This is a genomic window from Dokdonia sp. R86516 (assembly GCF_044596715.1).
Classification (GTDB): Bacteria; Bacteroidota; Bacteroidia; order Flavobacteriales; family Flavobacteriaceae; genus Dokdonia.
The window spans coordinates 3,254,073-3,270,048 of record NZ_CP138998.1; the positions used below are offsets into that span (position 1 = coordinate 3,254,073).

Below are 15,976 nucleotides of genomic sequence, written 5' to 3' on the forward strand. Positions count from 1 at the left end.
ACATTTTTTTGATACATTCGGGGGAACTAACCATTCCTGATGTATAAATTGCTACTCTGTGTACTCCTTGCGGGAGTAAGTACAGCGCACTACGCTCAAACCAAAGAAGTAGGTGTATCCTTTATAGAAACACCTATTACGATAGATGGTGTACTTGATGAAACTGCCTGGAACAAAGCCGTCCCAGCAACAAACTTCTGGCAATATTTCCCTACAGATACCATACAGGCACCTTATCAGTCTGAGATACGCTTTTTATATAATGACAAAACCTTGTATGTAGGCATCAAAGTCTATGCGCAGGGCAACGATTATATAGTCCCATCGTTGCGCCGTGACTTTAGAGCAGGCGGAAGTGATAATATCACCTTAATGTTTGACACCTTTAATGATGGTAATAACGCGTTTCTTTTTGGTTCCAATCCTGCTGGCGTGCGCAGGGAAGCGCTAGTCTCTGGCGGCGGAAAAGATTTGAGAGGTTTTACCACTAGCTGGGATACCAAGTGGGTGGGAGAAACCACGGTACATGACGGCTATTACGTTTGTGAGTGGGCAATCCCGATGAGCGCCTTTAAATATAGAGAAGGCGAAACCCGATGGCGTTTTAATAGCTACCAATTTGACACCCAAGATAACTCGCGAAACACGTGGATACAAATTCCTCAGAATCAGAATATTTTTAATCTAGCTTACATGGGCGATATGGTTTTTGAGAAACCGCTAGGTAGCTCAAAAAGTCCAATCTCCATAATTCCTTATATAAATGCCATTGCTGGACAAGACAGAGAACTAGATGACAACTTTACCGAGATCAAAGTGGGCGGTGATGCTCGCTTTACTATAGGCAACAGTCTTAATCTTGATGTCACTATAAATCCAGACTTCTCCCAAGTAGAGGTAGATAATGCTATTACAAACCTCTCTCGTTTTGAGGTGGGATTGCCAGAGCGCAGGCAGTTTTTTATAGAAAATAGTGACCTCTTTGCAGATTTTGGTGATCCTGGGGCGGCAAATCCTTTTTTCTCGAGGCGTATAGGTATAGCCGAAGATCTTGATGGAAACACGGTACAGAACAACATTGTAGCAGGTGCACGCTTGAGTGGTAAACTCACAAACAAGCTCAGGGTGGGTATACTCAACATGCAAACGGAAAATGATGAACCTATTGAGATTGCGGCAACAAACAACACAGTGGTTGCCTTACAGCACAGCGTTTTTAGCAGGTCAAACATAAGTGCCATTTTTGTAAACAAGCAGAACACTAGTGATGCTGCCTTTGTACAACCTGATGAAGAATATAACAGACTCATAGGTCTTGATTATAACCTAGCCAATAAAGACAATAGCTGGAATGGTAAATTTTACCTCCATAAATCCTTTACTCCTGGGATTGATAGCAAGGACTACTCTGGCGGAGCGCGCATGGAGTACAATAAAAACAACTGGCGCGCGACGAGTGCTACGCTATTTATAAATGAAGACTTCAGCTCTGAGCTTGGTTTTATACCTCGTAAGGATATCTTCAGGAACTTCAGTAAGGTAGAAAGGCTCTTTTTCCCGAAAGGGGGAACAATTAATAGGCACATATTTTCTTTAAACTCCTTTTTTGTATGGCGTCCAGAAGTCGCCTTTACCCTTGGCGACCGTACACTCTCACCACAGTGGGAAGCCCAGTTTAAAAATACGAGCAGCCTGAGTGCAAAACCTAGAACGCGCTACACAAAACTCTTTGACAGCTTTGACCCATCGCGATCTGACGGACTAGAATTACCAGAAGGAAGTGAGTACCGCTATACCAATCTGGAAGTGGAGTACAAATCTGACCAGCGGAAGAAGTTTTACTACACGGCAAATACTACCTACGGCGAGTTTTTTAACGGTGAGATACTCACCTTGCGAGCAGAAGCTACCTTGCGCCTGCAACCTAAACTTGTGCTAGGGATAAACGCCCGCTATGATAACATAGACCTCCCTGCTCCTTATGCAGATAATCGCATCTGGCTTGTAAGCCCACGGGTGGATGTTACCTTTAGTAAAAACCTGTTCTGGAATACGCTTGTACAGTACAGCACCTTGCAAGATAACTTTGGGATTAACTCACGCTTGCAATGGCGATTTGCCCCACTTTCAGACTTATTTTTGGTGTATAATGACAACTATTTTACAGATACCACCTTTGCTCCTCGCTTCCGGAGTATTAATTTAAAACTTACTTACTGGTTATATTTATAGGGATTTTGGTATTTTCGGATTCCTTTGGCAGTAAGCCTTAGTTTATTTTTTATGCTTCTTGCAGTGAAAGTGATCCCATTTTCGCGAAAGCGTAATTACCCACATTATTATGGAAAACACACCTTATTTTACAAATGACGCCATCGTTTTTGGTCTCATTGCACTTGCACTTGCATTTATATTTTATACCTCGAGTAAGAAGACAGGCTTCTGGGGGAAATTTTATGGCATTGTACCTGCCCTACTGCTATGCTATCTCATCCCTGCGATTTTTAATAGTCTGGGGCTGATAGATGCAGAGAGTAGCCAACTGTATTATGTGGCGAGTCGCTACTTGCTACCCGCATCGCTGGTGCTTATGACGCTTAGTATAGACCTTAAGGCAATTGTAAACCTAGGCCCTAAGGCGCTTATCATGTTTTTTACAGGAACGATAGGGATTGTGATAGGTGGCCCGCTGGCGATACTTCTTATCTCTTCCGTATCACCAGAAACAGTAGGTGGTGCTGGACCAGATGCAATATGGCGTGGCCTCTCTACACTAGCAGGAAGCTGGATAGGTGGTGGTGCAAATCAAGCCGCGATGCTTGAGATTTATAAATACAATCCAGAAAAATACGGTGGTATGGTGCTGGTAGATATTGTGGTGGCAAATGTGTGGATGGCCATAATTTTACTAGGTATAGGTAAAAGCAACCGCATAGATAAATGGCTTAATGCAGATAATAGTGCAATAGAGGTGCTCAAGGAACGCGTCTCCACCTTTGCCGAAGGGGTGAAGAGAAACCCGACGCTTTCTGATCTTATGGTTATGCTAGGTCTTGCCTTTGGAGCAGTAGGGATTGCACACTGGGGAGCTGGTGGTATGAGTGCTTTATTTTCTGATATCCCAAAGGACTCTGCGCTTGCATCCTTTGGCTCTACTTTTTTCTGGATGGTCACGATTGCAACTGCGATAGGGATTTTACTCTCCTTTACAAAAGCCAAAAATTATGAAGGTGCTGGTGCAAGTAAAATAGGCAGTGTGTTTATTTACATACTTGTTGCGAGTATAGGGATGAAAATGGATCTCACCACTATTTTTGAAAATCCAGGGCTTATTGCCATAGGTTTTGTGTGGATGGGTATACATGCGGGACTCCTCATACTGGTTGCAAAACTTATAAGAGCACCCTTTTTCTTTCTTGCTGTGGGAAGCCAGGCAAACGTGGGCGGGGCAGCCTCTGCTCCTATTGTTGCGGCAGAGTTTCACCCATCGCTAGCTAGTGTGGGTGTGTTGCTAGCAGTTTTTGGCTATGTGGTGGGAACTTATGGCGCAATACTCTGTACAATTTTAATGGAAATGGCAGCTGCGGGCTAGTATTATATGTAAAATAGTAGCATATTTGCCGTCTATAATTAAAACCAATTATGAATAAAATAGTATACATTCTCTTATTAAGCATCTTGATGGTTTCATGTTCAAAAACAGGAAATCTTACAGTCACTGGAACGGTAAAAGGTCTTAAAAAAGGAACTTTATATGTACAGAGCGTGCAAGACACCATGCTTGTAAACCTAGACTCACTAGTAATAGATGGGGAGCCAGAATTTGAGTTTATACTTGATGTAAAAGAACCAGAGGTGTATTACTTACACCTTGATAAGGCAGATGAGTCTGGTTATGATGACCGTATTCCTTTCTTTGCAGAGGCTGGTATTATTAATATCACTACCTCTCTTAAAAACTTTGAAGGATTTGCTGCTGTAACAGGGTCTGAGAACCAGATGCACTGGACGCAGTTTAAGAATATGAACAAGCAGTTTAATGATAAGAATCTAGATCTTATAAAAGGTTCTTTTAACGCTAGACAGCGAGATGATCAAGAAGAGATTCTTGCTTATGATGATTCTTTACAGCAATTACTTAAAAGAAAGTATCTATACACGGGTAACTTTGCAACAACAAACAAGGATCTTGAGATTGCTCCTTACCTTGTAATGACCCAGATACCAGATGCTACCACTCCTTACCTAGACACTTTATATAAGACTTTCCCTAGAAAAACTAGAAATTCTAAATATGGGAAGCAGCTCAAGAAGCTTATAGAGGAGCGCAAGAAACAGTAAGCACCTTTAAGATCGTACTACTATTATAAGCATGATGTGATTTTACATAAAAATGTAAGGTTCATGATTATAAATTAACCTACTTTTGCAGTCAAAATTAGAACAATGGCAAATATTAGAGATTTAAAAAAGGATATCAATTTTGTACTAGGTGACATCATTGACGCAGTATACGTTTGGGAAGCACTTAACCCTAAAGAAGATAGAAAGGAAAGTGAAGCAGTTATAGATGACGCTATCGCAACTTTTGACACTTTAATTGCAAAGGTAAACGACCGCAAAGTAGAGAATAGAAGTAAAAATCTAGTGGCAGTGCGTGCAGATCTTGAGAAGGAAGCACAGTCACTTGTAGCTCGTATAAACAAGCTATAATTTTTTTAAAAAAAAGGGTTGCATATATAATAAATGATATTATATTTGCACCCGCAATGCCGATGTAGCTCAGCTGGCTAGAGCAGCTGATTTGTAATCAGCAGGTCGTGGGTTCGAGTCCCTCCATCGGCTCAAAAAGGTCTTCTTTTATTAGAAGGCCTTTTTTGTTTTATATAAGTTCTTGGTGGTGTGTGATACGCTTTCGCGAAAATGTGATATTATAACCTCATAAAAGCCGAACTAGACACTTCCCTCCTTCCTCTTCTTATAATCTCCAGGACTGTCTTTAAGTGCCTTAATAACTACTTAAATAAATGGTCATGCTACCGTTTACAAATTAGTGTAGCTCAGACCTTCTCGACAAATGCACAGCTGTAAAATTCATCGTATATTTAGATCAAACAAACAAGACCATAAATTAAAGCAAATCAGCAATCCCGATAGTTATCTGGGGCTGTATTTGACTTATGCAGAATGCTTTATTTGGAAATTAGAATAGCAAATGAAAAAAACGAGAAAAGATAATATAATTACAACACTCATTGAGAACGAACTTAAATCAAACGAACTCAAGGAAAAGTATTTAAGTTTGCTGATTTCAAGAATTGAAGAGAATAGAAAAACTATGAGAAGATATTCTTCTTTATTGATTTTAATAATGTTTTCCTACTATTTGATTTTTAGTACTACAATTTCTGAAATTTCAATCGGACCTCTTAAATTTAAAGATAATTCAATTGTAATTCTTTTATTGCCTTCAATGTTCTCATTTATATATTATCGATATATAGCAGTTTGGATTGAATTAGCTGACCAAAAGCATGTATATTCAAATACCACATCCAAATTATTTAATCTTGATTTCAATTCCCTGTTAAATGATCGACTAAGATTTAACTCACTAATTGAGACGTTTATTATTCAGCATTTAAATGAAAAATCAGGTTTTTTAAGTTTTATCGTGAATTTATTGTGGGTTCCAATTGCTTATGGACTAATTATTTCTCCATTTATTTTCAATATTTATTCAACAGTTAACATTTACAGAAAATTTGAAATGACTACTTTTTTCGAATGGCTTCTATTTTTAACTCCAATCGTTATTGGTTTCTTCACATTATTAGTGCTGATAAAAACTAACAGAATGGATATAAATAGAAAAAAACCAGCATAAAACACCGTGTAAATATAATTGCTCGATACTTACCAATTTTGTTCGTTCCATTTTTAGTATGGTAGTTGCTTAAACACGCAAATATCCTTACACATAAACGTGGACGGCTGATTGCCAAAGGACATGTTTTTCATCTCAAGATAAGCCATATCCAAGGCAGTAGCATACTTGTAAATTCCCGCCGTCGTATGGCTCCGCTTCAAAATCAGAACACCTCTAAAGTCGTTGAAATATCGAAGAGTTGGGTATAGAACTAGTTAGAGCAAATCCGCTAGGATTTTAAAGCTCTTTGTGTCTTTCTATTGAATATTGGTTATGGCATGACTAAGCGGTTCTTTAATGCCTTCCTCTCGCTATGCTCGTCGGAGGCAGGGCTCAAAAATGTCTAAAGTACACATCATAATTATAGAAAGCTAAAACGTTGTTGCAATTATGCATTCCTCTCATTCGTCACTCACTCGTCGGATGCAATAACTAGCGCATAAAGCGTCCCGAAGTACATCGGGATTTGAAAGCTCTATGCGCGGCGACAGAACCACAAATAATTGTATATTTAGACAATCAATTAATAAACAAATAAATACAGGCTATCCAGCAAAATGCCGCACTCGCTTTATGCAGTGGCCTGTTGGGCAACATTAAATAGCGGTCTTGCATAATTAAGAATTTAAGCATTTACTTAACTTAAAGTCTTTCTTATTTAATATTTTTATAATATTCTTAATTAAGAAGTATCTTTGTTTAAGTTTATACTTAAATAAATATGAAAACATTCAAATCTGGTAATTACATAAACCAAGGAACTCATAAAAGCTTTCAACCTACGAAAATAAATCAACAATGGACAATTGACGATATGGAAGTATTAACTCTTTTAAGTCAAGCAGATAGGCAACTTGGAAGACTTGATATGTATTCTGAATATATTCCAAATATAGATTTATTTATCAGTATGCACGTTTTAAAAGAAGCAACCCAATCAAGCAAAATTGAAGGAACAAAAACAAACATAGAAGATGCTTTATTAGATAAAGAGGATGTAAATGATGAAAAACGAGATGACTGGGAAGAAGTTCAAAACTATATTGAAGCATTAAATTCAGCCATCAAAAGTTTAGAAAAACTACCTTTTTCTTCAAGATTAATAAGGGAGACACATAAAATACTACTCCAAGGTGTAAGAGGAAAACATAAACTTCCAGGAGAGTTTAGGAGTAGTCAAAATTGGATAGGAGGAGCAAGTATTAATGATGCTACATTTGTTCCTCCAATTCATACAAGCGTTAATGAATATATGAGTGATTTAGAAAATTTTGCTCATAATGTTGAATCATTTTTCCCTGATTTACTTAAAATAGCTTTAATTCATTATCAATTTGAGACAATTCATCCTTTTTTAGACGGTAATGGAAGAGTTGGTAGACTAATGATTACATTATATTTAGTTGAGAAAGGAATATTAAAAAAGCCTATCCTCTATCTTTCAGATTTTTTTGAAAGAAACAGAATGTTATATTATGATAATCTGACAAGAGTTAGAGAGAAAAATGATTTAAGTCAATGGCTGAAATTTTTTTTAGTTGGTGTAATTGAAACTGCAAAAAACGGAATAAACACATTTGATAGTATCTTGAAGTTACAAAAAGAAGTTGAAATTAAACTACAAACATTAGGAAGTCGCTCACATAACGCACAATTGATTTTAAACCACCTTTACCAACGACCAATTATAGATGCTCAAAAAGTTAAAGATTTGACAAGTTTATCATCACCTTCTGTCTACAAATTAATAGAAGAACTTGAAAAGTTGGAAATATTAACCGAAATTACTGGAGGAAAAAGAGGGAAAATTTATTTATTCAGAGAATATACAAAACTATTTAAATAAAAACGTTGCCCAACACCGTGTAAAAAAAATTGCTGGTAAAAGCTTAATTATGAAAATCCTCGCAGATTTTCTTGGTTCGTGTTTTATCTACTAACTTTAGTACTTAAAACACGCAACTTTTCTTACACAAACACGTGGACGGCTGATTGCCAAAGGACATGTTTTTCATCTCAAGATAAGCCACATCCAAGGCAGTAACATACTTGCAAATTCCCGCCATCGTATGGCTCCGCTTCAAAATAAGAACACCTCAAAAGTCGTTGAAATATCGAAGAGTTGGGTATAGATCGAGTAAGAGTAAATCCGCAAGGATTTTAAAGCTCCCACCCTACCAATCAGCCGTCCACAGGCCACTACTCAAAAATGCCTAGGGCTTGCATCTAAATTATAGAAAGCTCGAGACGTGGTTGCAACCAGCCACAACTATTACATAACGCGAATACGACATTTTTGAAAGCTCTATGCGCGGCGCACAACTCCAAAATTCATTGTATATTTAGATCAAACAAACAAGACCGCAAATTAAAGCAAATCAGCAAAATGCCGCACTCGCTTTATGCAGTGGCCTGTTGTAGCCAATTTAAGAAAAACCCGTGAAAGAAAGAATAATCGGAATTGATATAGCAAGAGCACTAGCAGTTATCGGAATGATAATCGTTAATTTTAAAGTCGTACTTGGCGAAAATGGATTGAGTTGGGTAAAATCATTTACGAGTGCTTTTGACGGAAAGGCAGCAGCAACTTTTGTAGTTTTAGCAGGCGTTGGACTTGCTTTAATGACAAATTCTGCATTGAAAAATAAAGACAGCCAAAAATTAAAAACCGCTAGAATAAGAATTGTAAAAAGAGCCTTATTTCTTTTCATTGTTGGTCTTTCATATATTGTAATTTGGCCAGCGGACATTTTGCATTTTTATGGAATTTATATGCTTGTTATTTTGCTTCTACTAAAAAGCAATGAAAAAACTATTTTAATTTCGGCAATTGCATTAATACTGTTTTATCCATTACTAATTGGCTTTTGGAATTACGAAACAGGTTGGAATTTTGACACTTTAGATTATCTCGATTTTTGGACAGTTAATGGATTTTTTAGAAATCTATTCTTCAATGGTTTTCACCCAGTAATACCTTGGACTGCTTTTATGCTTTTTGGTTTTTGGTTTGGCAAACAAGAATTGAAAAGTGACCGATTTATCAAAAAAGCATTTTTGGTTAGTTCAATTACTTTTGTTGTAATTCAAATTTTATCATACGTGTCAATTTCATTTTTATCAGAAGGAAACGAACAAACAGCAAGTGAATTATCAGAAATTATTGGAACAAACCCAATGCCACCATTACCAATTTATATGTTTAATGGAATTGCAATTTCCGTATTAATAATATCAGCCTGTATCATTATCGGAAAAAGATTTTCAACAAACAAAATACTTATGGCTCTAAATAAAACGGGACAATTAGCTCTAACTTTTTATGTTGCACACGTAATTATTGGTATGGGACTTATTGAAGCTATTAACCCAGAAAAAATGGGGAATTATCCAATAGAATTTTCAGTTGCGTATGCTTTAATTTTTAGTGTTTTATGTGTATTGTTTGCAACTTATTGGCTGAAAAGTAGAGAAAATGGACCCGTAGAATGGATAATGAAAAAAATAATCCGATAGAAAAACTGGCTACAACAATGTATATAAAAAATAGGCGAAATAGCAATAAAATCAATGGTTTCGGCTCGTATCTAAGTTCGTGCTTAACCGAAAGTTTAGTGTTTCGAAATCGCCTACTTTTCATATACTAACCGTGGACGGCTGATTGCCAAAGGACATATTTTTCATCTCAAGATAAGCCACATCCAAGGCAGTAGCATACTTGTAAATTCCCGCCATCGTATGGCTCCACTTCAAAATCAGAACACTTCAAAAGTCGTTGAAATATCGAAGAGTTGGGTATAGATCAAGTTAGAGCAAATCCGCTAAGATTTTAAAGCTCCCACCCTACCAATCAGCCGTCCACAGGCCACTACTCAAAAATGCCTAGGGCATACATCTCAATTATAGAAAGCTCACACGTAGTTGCAACCAGCCACAACTATTACATAACGCGAATACGACATTTTTGAAAGCTCTACGCGCGGCGCACAACTCCAAAATTCATTGTATATTTAGATCAAACAAACAAGACCATAAATTAAAGCAAATCAGCAAAATGCCGCACTCGCTTTATGCAGTGGCCTGTTGTACCTAATTTAAGAAATGAACATTTTCCCAACCAAAGAAAAGAAATTTAAGCTAATTGATGACCAAGCAGAAACACTGAATCGATTGAATCGGAGAACGGAAAAATCTGAAAATCTTACTTCTCAACATACCGATAAATCTTTTCGCGGAATGATAAACGGAAATGAATTCAAAGTAATCTCTTCTGTTATTGGAAAAGGAGCTTTCTGTGTAATGACTGGAAAAATCAACTCTGAAAGTGGAAACGTGAAAGTTGAAATACATAAAGTTTTTAAAATTTTATTGAGTATTTTTCTTTGCTTTCCAATAATAGGAATTACAGTTGCTATATTGACTGGAACAGAAGAATTTTCACCAATATTTATTTTAGTTGTTATTGGACAAATATTAATAATAAGATATGCTTTCATTGGAATAGCATTTAAATATTTATCAAATTCAAGTCTAAATAGATTACGTGATGTTTTAGATTTTGAATGGATAAAAAACTAGGTACAACAACGTGTATATTTAATTGCTCGTTCTGTGTGTACTCGGAAAATCCTACGGATTTTCCTCTGGTTCGTTTTCTTTTGCTAACTTAGTTCCTAGCCAACGCAACTAACCATACACGAACGCGTGGACGGCTGATTGCCAAAGGACATGTTTTTCATCTCAAGACAAGCCACATCCAAGGCAGTAGCATACCTGCAAATTCCCGCCATCGTATGGCTCCACTTCAAAATCAGAATACCTCAAAAGTCGTTGAAATATCGAAGAGTTGTGTATAGATCGAGTGCGAGTAAATCCGCTAGGATTTTAAAGCTCTTGGTGTCTTTCTATTGATTATCGGTTATGGCATGACTAAGCGGTTCTTTGATGCCTTCCTCTCGCTATGCTCGTCGGAGGCAGGACTCAAAAATGCCTAGGGCTTGCATCTCAATTATAGAAAGCTCACACGTAGTTGCAACCAGCCACAACTATTACATAACGCGAATACGACATTTTTGAAAGCTCTACGCGCGGCGACAGAACCACAAATAACTGTATATTTAGACAATCAATTAATAAACAAATAAATACAGGCTACCCAGCAAAATGCCGCACTCGCTTTATGCAGTGGCCTGTTGTGTACAATTAAAACAAGCCTATGGGATTAAGTTCAAATTCTTTAATTCATATCACAAAAAATAAAACATCCCTTAAAGGGATTTTGACAGGTGACTTCAAAATAAAGTACTGCCTAGAAACAATGTATTCTGATTCCTTTGAATATGTATTTGGTGTACCAATGGTTTCATTTTGTGATATTCCATTATCACAAGTAAAAAATCATATTAAGAGTTACGGTTCTTATGGTATTGGTTTGTCGAGAAAATGGGCAATTAAAAATGGATTAAATCCTGTTTTATATATAGAGAAAAATTCTGCTTTAGCTGAACATACATTTGATGTTCTTTATGATAATATACTTGATAATAAAAAGGTTGAGGAATTAACTGAGGCTGAATTAGCATTAGCAGATTTCTTTCGTTATTCGAAGAATTATGAAGGTGAACTTATCAGAAGTGGTAAAACAATAAATTCTGAATACAGATTTTCAGACGAAAGAGAATGGCGGTACTGTCCTGAAAAGAATGTGCTTAAAAAAAATCCTTATATAATTGATAATGATGCCGAATACAGAAAAAATAAAGCGAGGTATAATTCTAGTGTATCAAAAATTAGGTTGAAGTTTGAACCAGATGATATTACTTATATTATTATAAAAAAAGAAAGCGAAATATCGGAATTCGTAAGGTTTCTAGAAGATGCAAAAGGAAAAAAGTTCTCAATGGAGCAAGTTAGAAGACTAACTACTAGAATTATTACTACTGAACAAATTAAAACTGACTTTTAATAACTGTACACAACACCGTATAAAATTAATTGCTGGTTTTAGCCAGTTTACGAAAGTCCTCGCGGACTTTCTATCTGTGATTTATTTGCTAAATTTAGTGCTTAAAACACACAACTAATCTTATACAACAACGTTAGCAGTTATTTGAGAAATGACATCCAGAAAAACAAACATCAAGCAACATTATGTGCCTCAATTCTATTTGAGAAACTTCGCTGATGAAAATGAAAAGTTTTTTGTTTTTGATGTAAATAGAGAAAATAAATATCAAACTTCCCCAAAAAAAGAATGTTACGAAAAACTTCTTTATGATATAAATCCTGATATTCTGAATAAATTTAGTGATCATTCAGAAAATTACGAAGAAATTGTTGATGACAATATTAGAAGCTTAAACGAAGAAGTTTCTGCTATTTTATTGAACTTCCTAGATAGAACTATAAAATCTGAAAAAGACTTTAAATTTGAAAGACCTGAAAGAGAAAAATTATATGACTTCATATTGTTACAAACTTTTAGGACACCATTTTACAGGAAAAGACTAGGGTATTTAGGTGTTTCATTTGCTTTAAAAACTGGTGTTAGCGATTTAGAAGACAAAGAGTTTTTAGATGTAATCCATAATCTACTAATTTTCGGAATTATTGAGCAACTTTATGGTTTAGACTTCAAACTAAACAAAACTTACCACCTGTTTTTTGACCATTTAATTGACGAAATTTTAAATATTAAAACTCAATTAAGAAATGCAGGAAACTTATTTTTATTAAATAAATCAAAAGAACACTTTATCACAACCAACACACCAATAAACATTCGGTGGAAACCAGATTTTCTTGCTCACCATAGAGCTTTAATGACATTTCCTGGAGAAGACAAACCTGTAGTTGATATTGGAAATTATATTGAGTTTTTAACAATACATCTACCTATATCAAGTGACTTTTCTATTTTTATTTTCGATAAAGAACTTGATAAAAACCTCACGGAATTGAATCGAGGAATTGGAATAATTAGAGATTGGAATTCTGATTTGATTACAAATTTAAACTATAGTGCATTTCTGAAAAGTTCTGACAAAGTCATCTCTAAAACAAATGATTTTGAGAAATATGTAGAAATGAAAAAACAAAGACAAAACCCAGCTATGAATTTCAGATTTAGTGAATAAAAACAACTGCTAACACCGTGTATAATTCATTGCTAGTTATAGCCTACTTACGAAAGTCCTCGCGGACTTTCTATCTGTGATTTATTTGCTAACTTTAGTGCTTAAACACGCAACGAAATCATACACAAACACGTGGACGGCTGATTGCCAAAGGACATGTTTTTTATCTCAAGATAAGCCATATCCATGTCAGCTGCATACTTGCAAATTCCCGCCGTCGTATGGCTCCACTTCAAAATCAGAACACCTCAAAAGTCGTTGAAATATCGAAGAGTTGGGTATAGATCGAGTTAGAGCAAATCCGCTAGGATTTTAAAGCTCTTGGTGTCTTTATATTGAATATTGGTTATGGCATGACTAATCGGTTCTTTGATGCCTTCCTCTCGCTGCGCTCGTCGGAGGCAGGTTTGAAAGCTCTACGCGCGGCGACAGAACCACAAATAACTGTATCTTTAGACGATCAATTAATAAACAAATAAATACAGGCTACCCAGCAAAATGCCGCACTCGCTTTATGCAGTGGCCTGTTGCCCACAATTATGAGAATCATACTAACATTCATATTATTTTTTAAATTTGGACTTTTGAGTGCACAACAAACTCAATCCGAATTGATAATTGGAACGTGGAGATTTGAAAGAGAGTGTGATTTAAGAACTGAAGAAGAAAAATCGGAATTTATAGAAGTTCCTTGGTGTCCACCTGTAACAGAAAACGGAACTGGTTATGCAGACCGAATCTTCAAAGCTAATAATGAATTTGAGTTTTATCTAACTAAAACGAATTCTGATTTTGGAAATTATAAATTGAATAAGAATAAGCTGACAATAGAAAGAAGATTAGAAAAAGAACAGGCTGATAATAAACCCAAAGCAATCGAATGGAGTTTGAAACGAAATCTAATTGAGAAAAAGAAAGATGGGTATTATTATTTCAAACCACAAGAATTAACAATAAAGTCTATTACGGGAAATCAAATTGAATTCGGAACTGAAAAACACTATACGATTTGGAAACGCATAAAATAACAAATTCAAAAAATTGTACTCAAAGTTAAAATACCTAATTCTAACAATACTGATTCTTGGAATCGGATTTGGAACCTGTAGCTACTTAAAGCTTTTTGATTATTGGTTTGAAACTGAATTTTACCTTCTGCTAATTTTAGTCGGACTAATAATTCTATACTTTTTTCTACCAAGAAAGTTGAAAATAAAAAGTAAAATTCTTACTTATTCAGCTTTAGGAATATCCTTGATATTTTTAATGTTAACAATAAATTTGACATTGACACATTTCTCATTAAAGCGTGAAAACAAAATTTTCTCGGAATATAGCTCAATGAATTGTGAAGAAATTAAAAAACGTTTTGCAATGGACAAAGAAAATAATGAATTAAAGCATTTTTCTGGCGGATTTGCAGGAACGGGAAATTTAGGGAAAAATTTGAAAAAATATGATATTCAACATTTTGACCTTGGTTGTTTTGTTGATGAAGATTTAATGTGTTATAGCGAATTAGTTTGGGAATATTTGAAAGAAAAGGAAAACGTCGAAATTACTCAACTATATGAATAAATAACTGTGGGCAACAACGTGTATAATTAATTGCTTTGGTCGTTGCTTACTTGGAAAATTCCTTCGGAATTTTCTCGCGTTCGTTTTTGTTTACTAAATTAGTTGCTTAAACACGCAACTAACCATACACAACAACGTGGACGGCTGATTGCCAAAGGACATGTTTTTCATCTCAAGATAAGCCATATCCAAGGCAGTAGCATACTTGCAAATTACCGCAGTCGTATGGCTCCTCTTCAAAATCAGAACATCTCAAAAGTCGTTGAAATATCGAAGAGTTGGGTGTAGATCGAGTGCGAGTAAATCCGCTAGGATTTTAAAGCTCCCACCCTACCAATCAGCCGTCCACAGGCCACTACTCAAAAATGCCTAGGGCTTGCATCTAAATTATAGAAAGCTCGAGACGTGGTTGCAACCAGCCACAACTATTACATAACGCGAATACGACATTTTTGAAAGCTCTATGCGCGGCGACAGAACCACAAATAACTGTATATTTAGACAATCAATTAATAAACAAATAAATACAGGCTATCCAGCAAAATGCCGCACTCGCTTTATGCAGTGGCCTGTTGGCAACCATTTGAGAAATGACAGATGAAATCAAAATCATAACTGAAGGACAAGCAAAAGATTTAATTCTTGAATACGCTTTAAAAAACGGAGATAAAACTATTTCCGCACACGAGATACAAAAAGAAATTTTACCTGAACTATCTTCTGATGAAGTTGAATTTTTATTTGAAAAAATCCAAAACACAACTGACAATGTCGCTGATGTTGCAATAAGTGAATATGCTTGTTTAATAACAGCAACTGGAATCACAAAAAGATTTATAGAGCAAGGAGGATTTACAAAATCTGAAAAAGAAACTGCCGAATTAAAAGAAAAAAAAGCAGAAAAAGAACGTATTGATTTTGAAAAATCCATTATCGATTTAAGATTAAAAAAATGGCAATTAAAAACGTTTTGGTGGATTTTTGGATTTGCAGTCATAGGTTCTGGATTAAGTGTTTATAATTTCACAAATAGTTTGTCGCCTTCAAAAAATGTAAAACAACAAGAAGAGCGAATAGAGAAAATGGAATCAGAATTAGAAAAGTTACAAACTTCCATTTCAAACAGAAAAACTCTTGATTCTTTGCAAACGACCAAGGATTTGACTGAAATCGAAAAAAAACAATTATCGAAGAATAACTGAAAATTAAAAAACGGTTGCCAACAACGTATAAAAATAATGCGTAGTTTAGTGCTTAATCGAGAGTTAGTGCATTTTTGTTACGTCTGATTTTCCTAGCGGAAAATCCTCGTACACAAAACCGCACTATTCTT

The 15,976-nt window shown here is 35.6% G+C and carries 13 protein-coding genes and 1 tRNA gene; all 14 read left to right on the forward strand.

The window, feature by feature from the left end:
• Positions 1 to 39: 39 nt before the first annotated feature.
• The 14 genes from SJY23_RS14560 (at position 40) to SJY23_RS14625 (ending at position 15,845) form a co-directional block, all read left to right on the forward strand.
• A complete protein-coding gene (locus SJY23_RS14560) occupies positions 40 to 2,232 on the forward strand; it encodes a DUF5916 domain-containing protein (RefSeq protein ID WP_396596907.1) in 2,193 nt (730 codons plus the stop codon).
• A 109-nt stretch (positions 2,233 to 2,341) separates the two neighbouring features.
• A complete protein-coding gene (locus SJY23_RS14565; RefSeq protein WP_013751749.1) occupies positions 2,342 to 3,592 on the forward strand; it encodes a DUF819 domain-containing protein in 1,251 nt (416 codons plus the stop codon).
• A 50-nt stretch (positions 3,593 to 3,642) separates the two neighbouring features.
• The gene (locus SJY23_RS14570; RefSeq protein ID WP_396596908.1) at positions 3,643 to 4,341 is read left to right on the forward strand and encodes a DUF4369 domain-containing protein; all 699 of its coding nucleotides are present in this window, start codon (positions 3,643 to 3,645) and stop codon (positions 4,339 to 4,341) included.
• 105 nt (positions 4,342 to 4,446) lie between these two features.
• Positions 4,447 to 4,713 (forward strand): hypothetical protein, encoded by a 267-nt coding sequence (locus SJY23_RS14575; RefSeq protein ID WP_035336443.1) that lies wholly within the window; start codon positions 4,447 to 4,449, stop codon positions 4,711 to 4,713.
• Positions 4,714 to 4,771: 58 nt separating this feature from the next.
• Positions 4,772 to 4,845 (forward strand) — tRNA-Thr (locus tag SJY23_RS14580).
• A 370-nt stretch (positions 4,846 to 5,215) separates the two neighbouring features.
• Positions 5,216 to 5,887, forward strand: coding sequence for a hypothetical protein (locus SJY23_RS14585; RefSeq protein ID WP_396596909.1), 672 nt, complete (start codon positions 5,216 to 5,218; stop codon positions 5,885 to 5,887).
• Positions 5,888 to 6,650: 763 nt separating this feature from the next.
• Positions 6,651 to 7,775, forward strand: coding sequence for a Fic family protein (locus tag SJY23_RS14590; protein WP_396596910.1), 1,125 nt, complete (start codon positions 6,651 to 6,653; stop codon positions 7,773 to 7,775).
• A gap of 593 nt (positions 7,776 to 8,368) precedes the next feature.
• Positions 8,369 to 9,445 carry a DUF418 domain-containing protein gene (locus SJY23_RS14595; RefSeq protein WP_396596911.1) on the forward strand — a complete coding sequence of 359 codons (1,077 nt, stop codon included), beginning with the start codon at positions 8,369 to 8,371 and terminating at the stop codon, positions 9,443 to 9,445.
• A gap of 585 nt (positions 9,446 to 10,030) precedes the next feature.
• Positions 10,031 to 10,507: a hypothetical protein gene (locus SJY23_RS14600; RefSeq protein WP_396596912.1), complete on the forward strand. Its 477-nt coding sequence runs from the start codon at positions 10,031 to 10,033 to the stop codon at positions 10,505 to 10,507.
• 637 nt (positions 10,508 to 11,144) lie between these two features.
• Entirely contained in the window at positions 11,145 to 11,894 is a 750-nt protein-coding gene (locus SJY23_RS14605) for an abortive infection system antitoxin AbiGi family protein (protein ID WP_396596913.1), read from the forward strand.
• A 187-nt stretch (positions 11,895 to 12,081) separates the two neighbouring features.
• Positions 12,082 to 13,065, forward strand: a complete 984-nt coding sequence (locus SJY23_RS14610) for a DUF4238 domain-containing protein (protein ID WP_396596914.1) — start codon at positions 12,082 to 12,084, stop codon at positions 13,063 to 13,065.
• Between the two features lie 584 nt (positions 13,066 to 13,649).
• Positions 13,650 to 14,093, forward strand: a complete 444-nt coding sequence (locus SJY23_RS14615; RefSeq protein ID WP_396596915.1) for a hypothetical protein — start codon at positions 13,650 to 13,652, stop codon at positions 14,091 to 14,093.
• A gap of 178 nt (positions 14,094 to 14,271) precedes the next feature.
• Complete coding sequence (locus SJY23_RS14620) at positions 14,272 to 14,643, forward strand: hypothetical protein (RefSeq protein WP_396596916.1); 372 nt, start codon at positions 14,272 to 14,274, stop codon at positions 14,641 to 14,643.
• A gap of 590 nt (positions 14,644 to 15,233) precedes the next feature.
• A complete protein-coding gene (locus SJY23_RS14625) occupies positions 15,234 to 15,845 on the forward strand; it encodes a hypothetical protein (RefSeq protein ID WP_396596917.1) in 612 nt (203 codons plus the stop codon).
• The last annotated feature ends 131 nt before the right edge of the window (positions 15,846 to 15,976 follow it).

Bases quoted from the DNA above. Each gene is read 5' to 3' on its own strand.
- SJY23_RS14560 (WP_396596907.1), top strand. From the start codon at position 40: ATGTATAAATTGCTACTCTGTGTACTCCTTGCGGGAGTAAGTACAGCG.
- SJY23_RS14565 (WP_013751749.1), top strand. From the start codon at position 2,342: ATGGAAAACACACCTTATTTTACAAATGACGCCATCGTTTTTGGTCTC.
- SJY23_RS14570 (WP_396596908.1), top strand. From the start codon at position 3,643: ATGAATAAAATAGTATACATTCTCTTATTAAGCATCTTGATGGTTTCA.
- SJY23_RS14575 (WP_035336443.1), top strand. From the start codon at position 4,447: ATGGCAAATATTAGAGATTTAAAAAAGGATATCAATTTTGTACTAGGT.
- SJY23_RS14585 (WP_396596909.1), top strand. From the start codon at position 5,216: ATGAAAAAAACGAGAAAAGATAATATAATTACAACACTCATTGAGAAC.
- SJY23_RS14590 (WP_396596910.1), top strand. From the start codon at position 6,651: ATGAAAACATTCAAATCTGGTAATTACATAAACCAAGGAACTCATAAA.
- SJY23_RS14600 (WP_396596912.1), top strand. From the start codon at position 10,031: ATGAACATTTTCCCAACCAAAGAAAAGAAATTTAAGCTAATTGATGAC.
- SJY23_RS14605 (WP_396596913.1), top strand. From the start codon at position 11,145: ATGGGATTAAGTTCAAATTCTTTAATTCATATCACAAAAAATAAAACA.
- SJY23_RS14625 (WP_396596917.1), top strand. From the start codon at position 15,234: ATGACAGATGAAATCAAAATCATAACTGAAGGACAAGCAAAAGATTTA.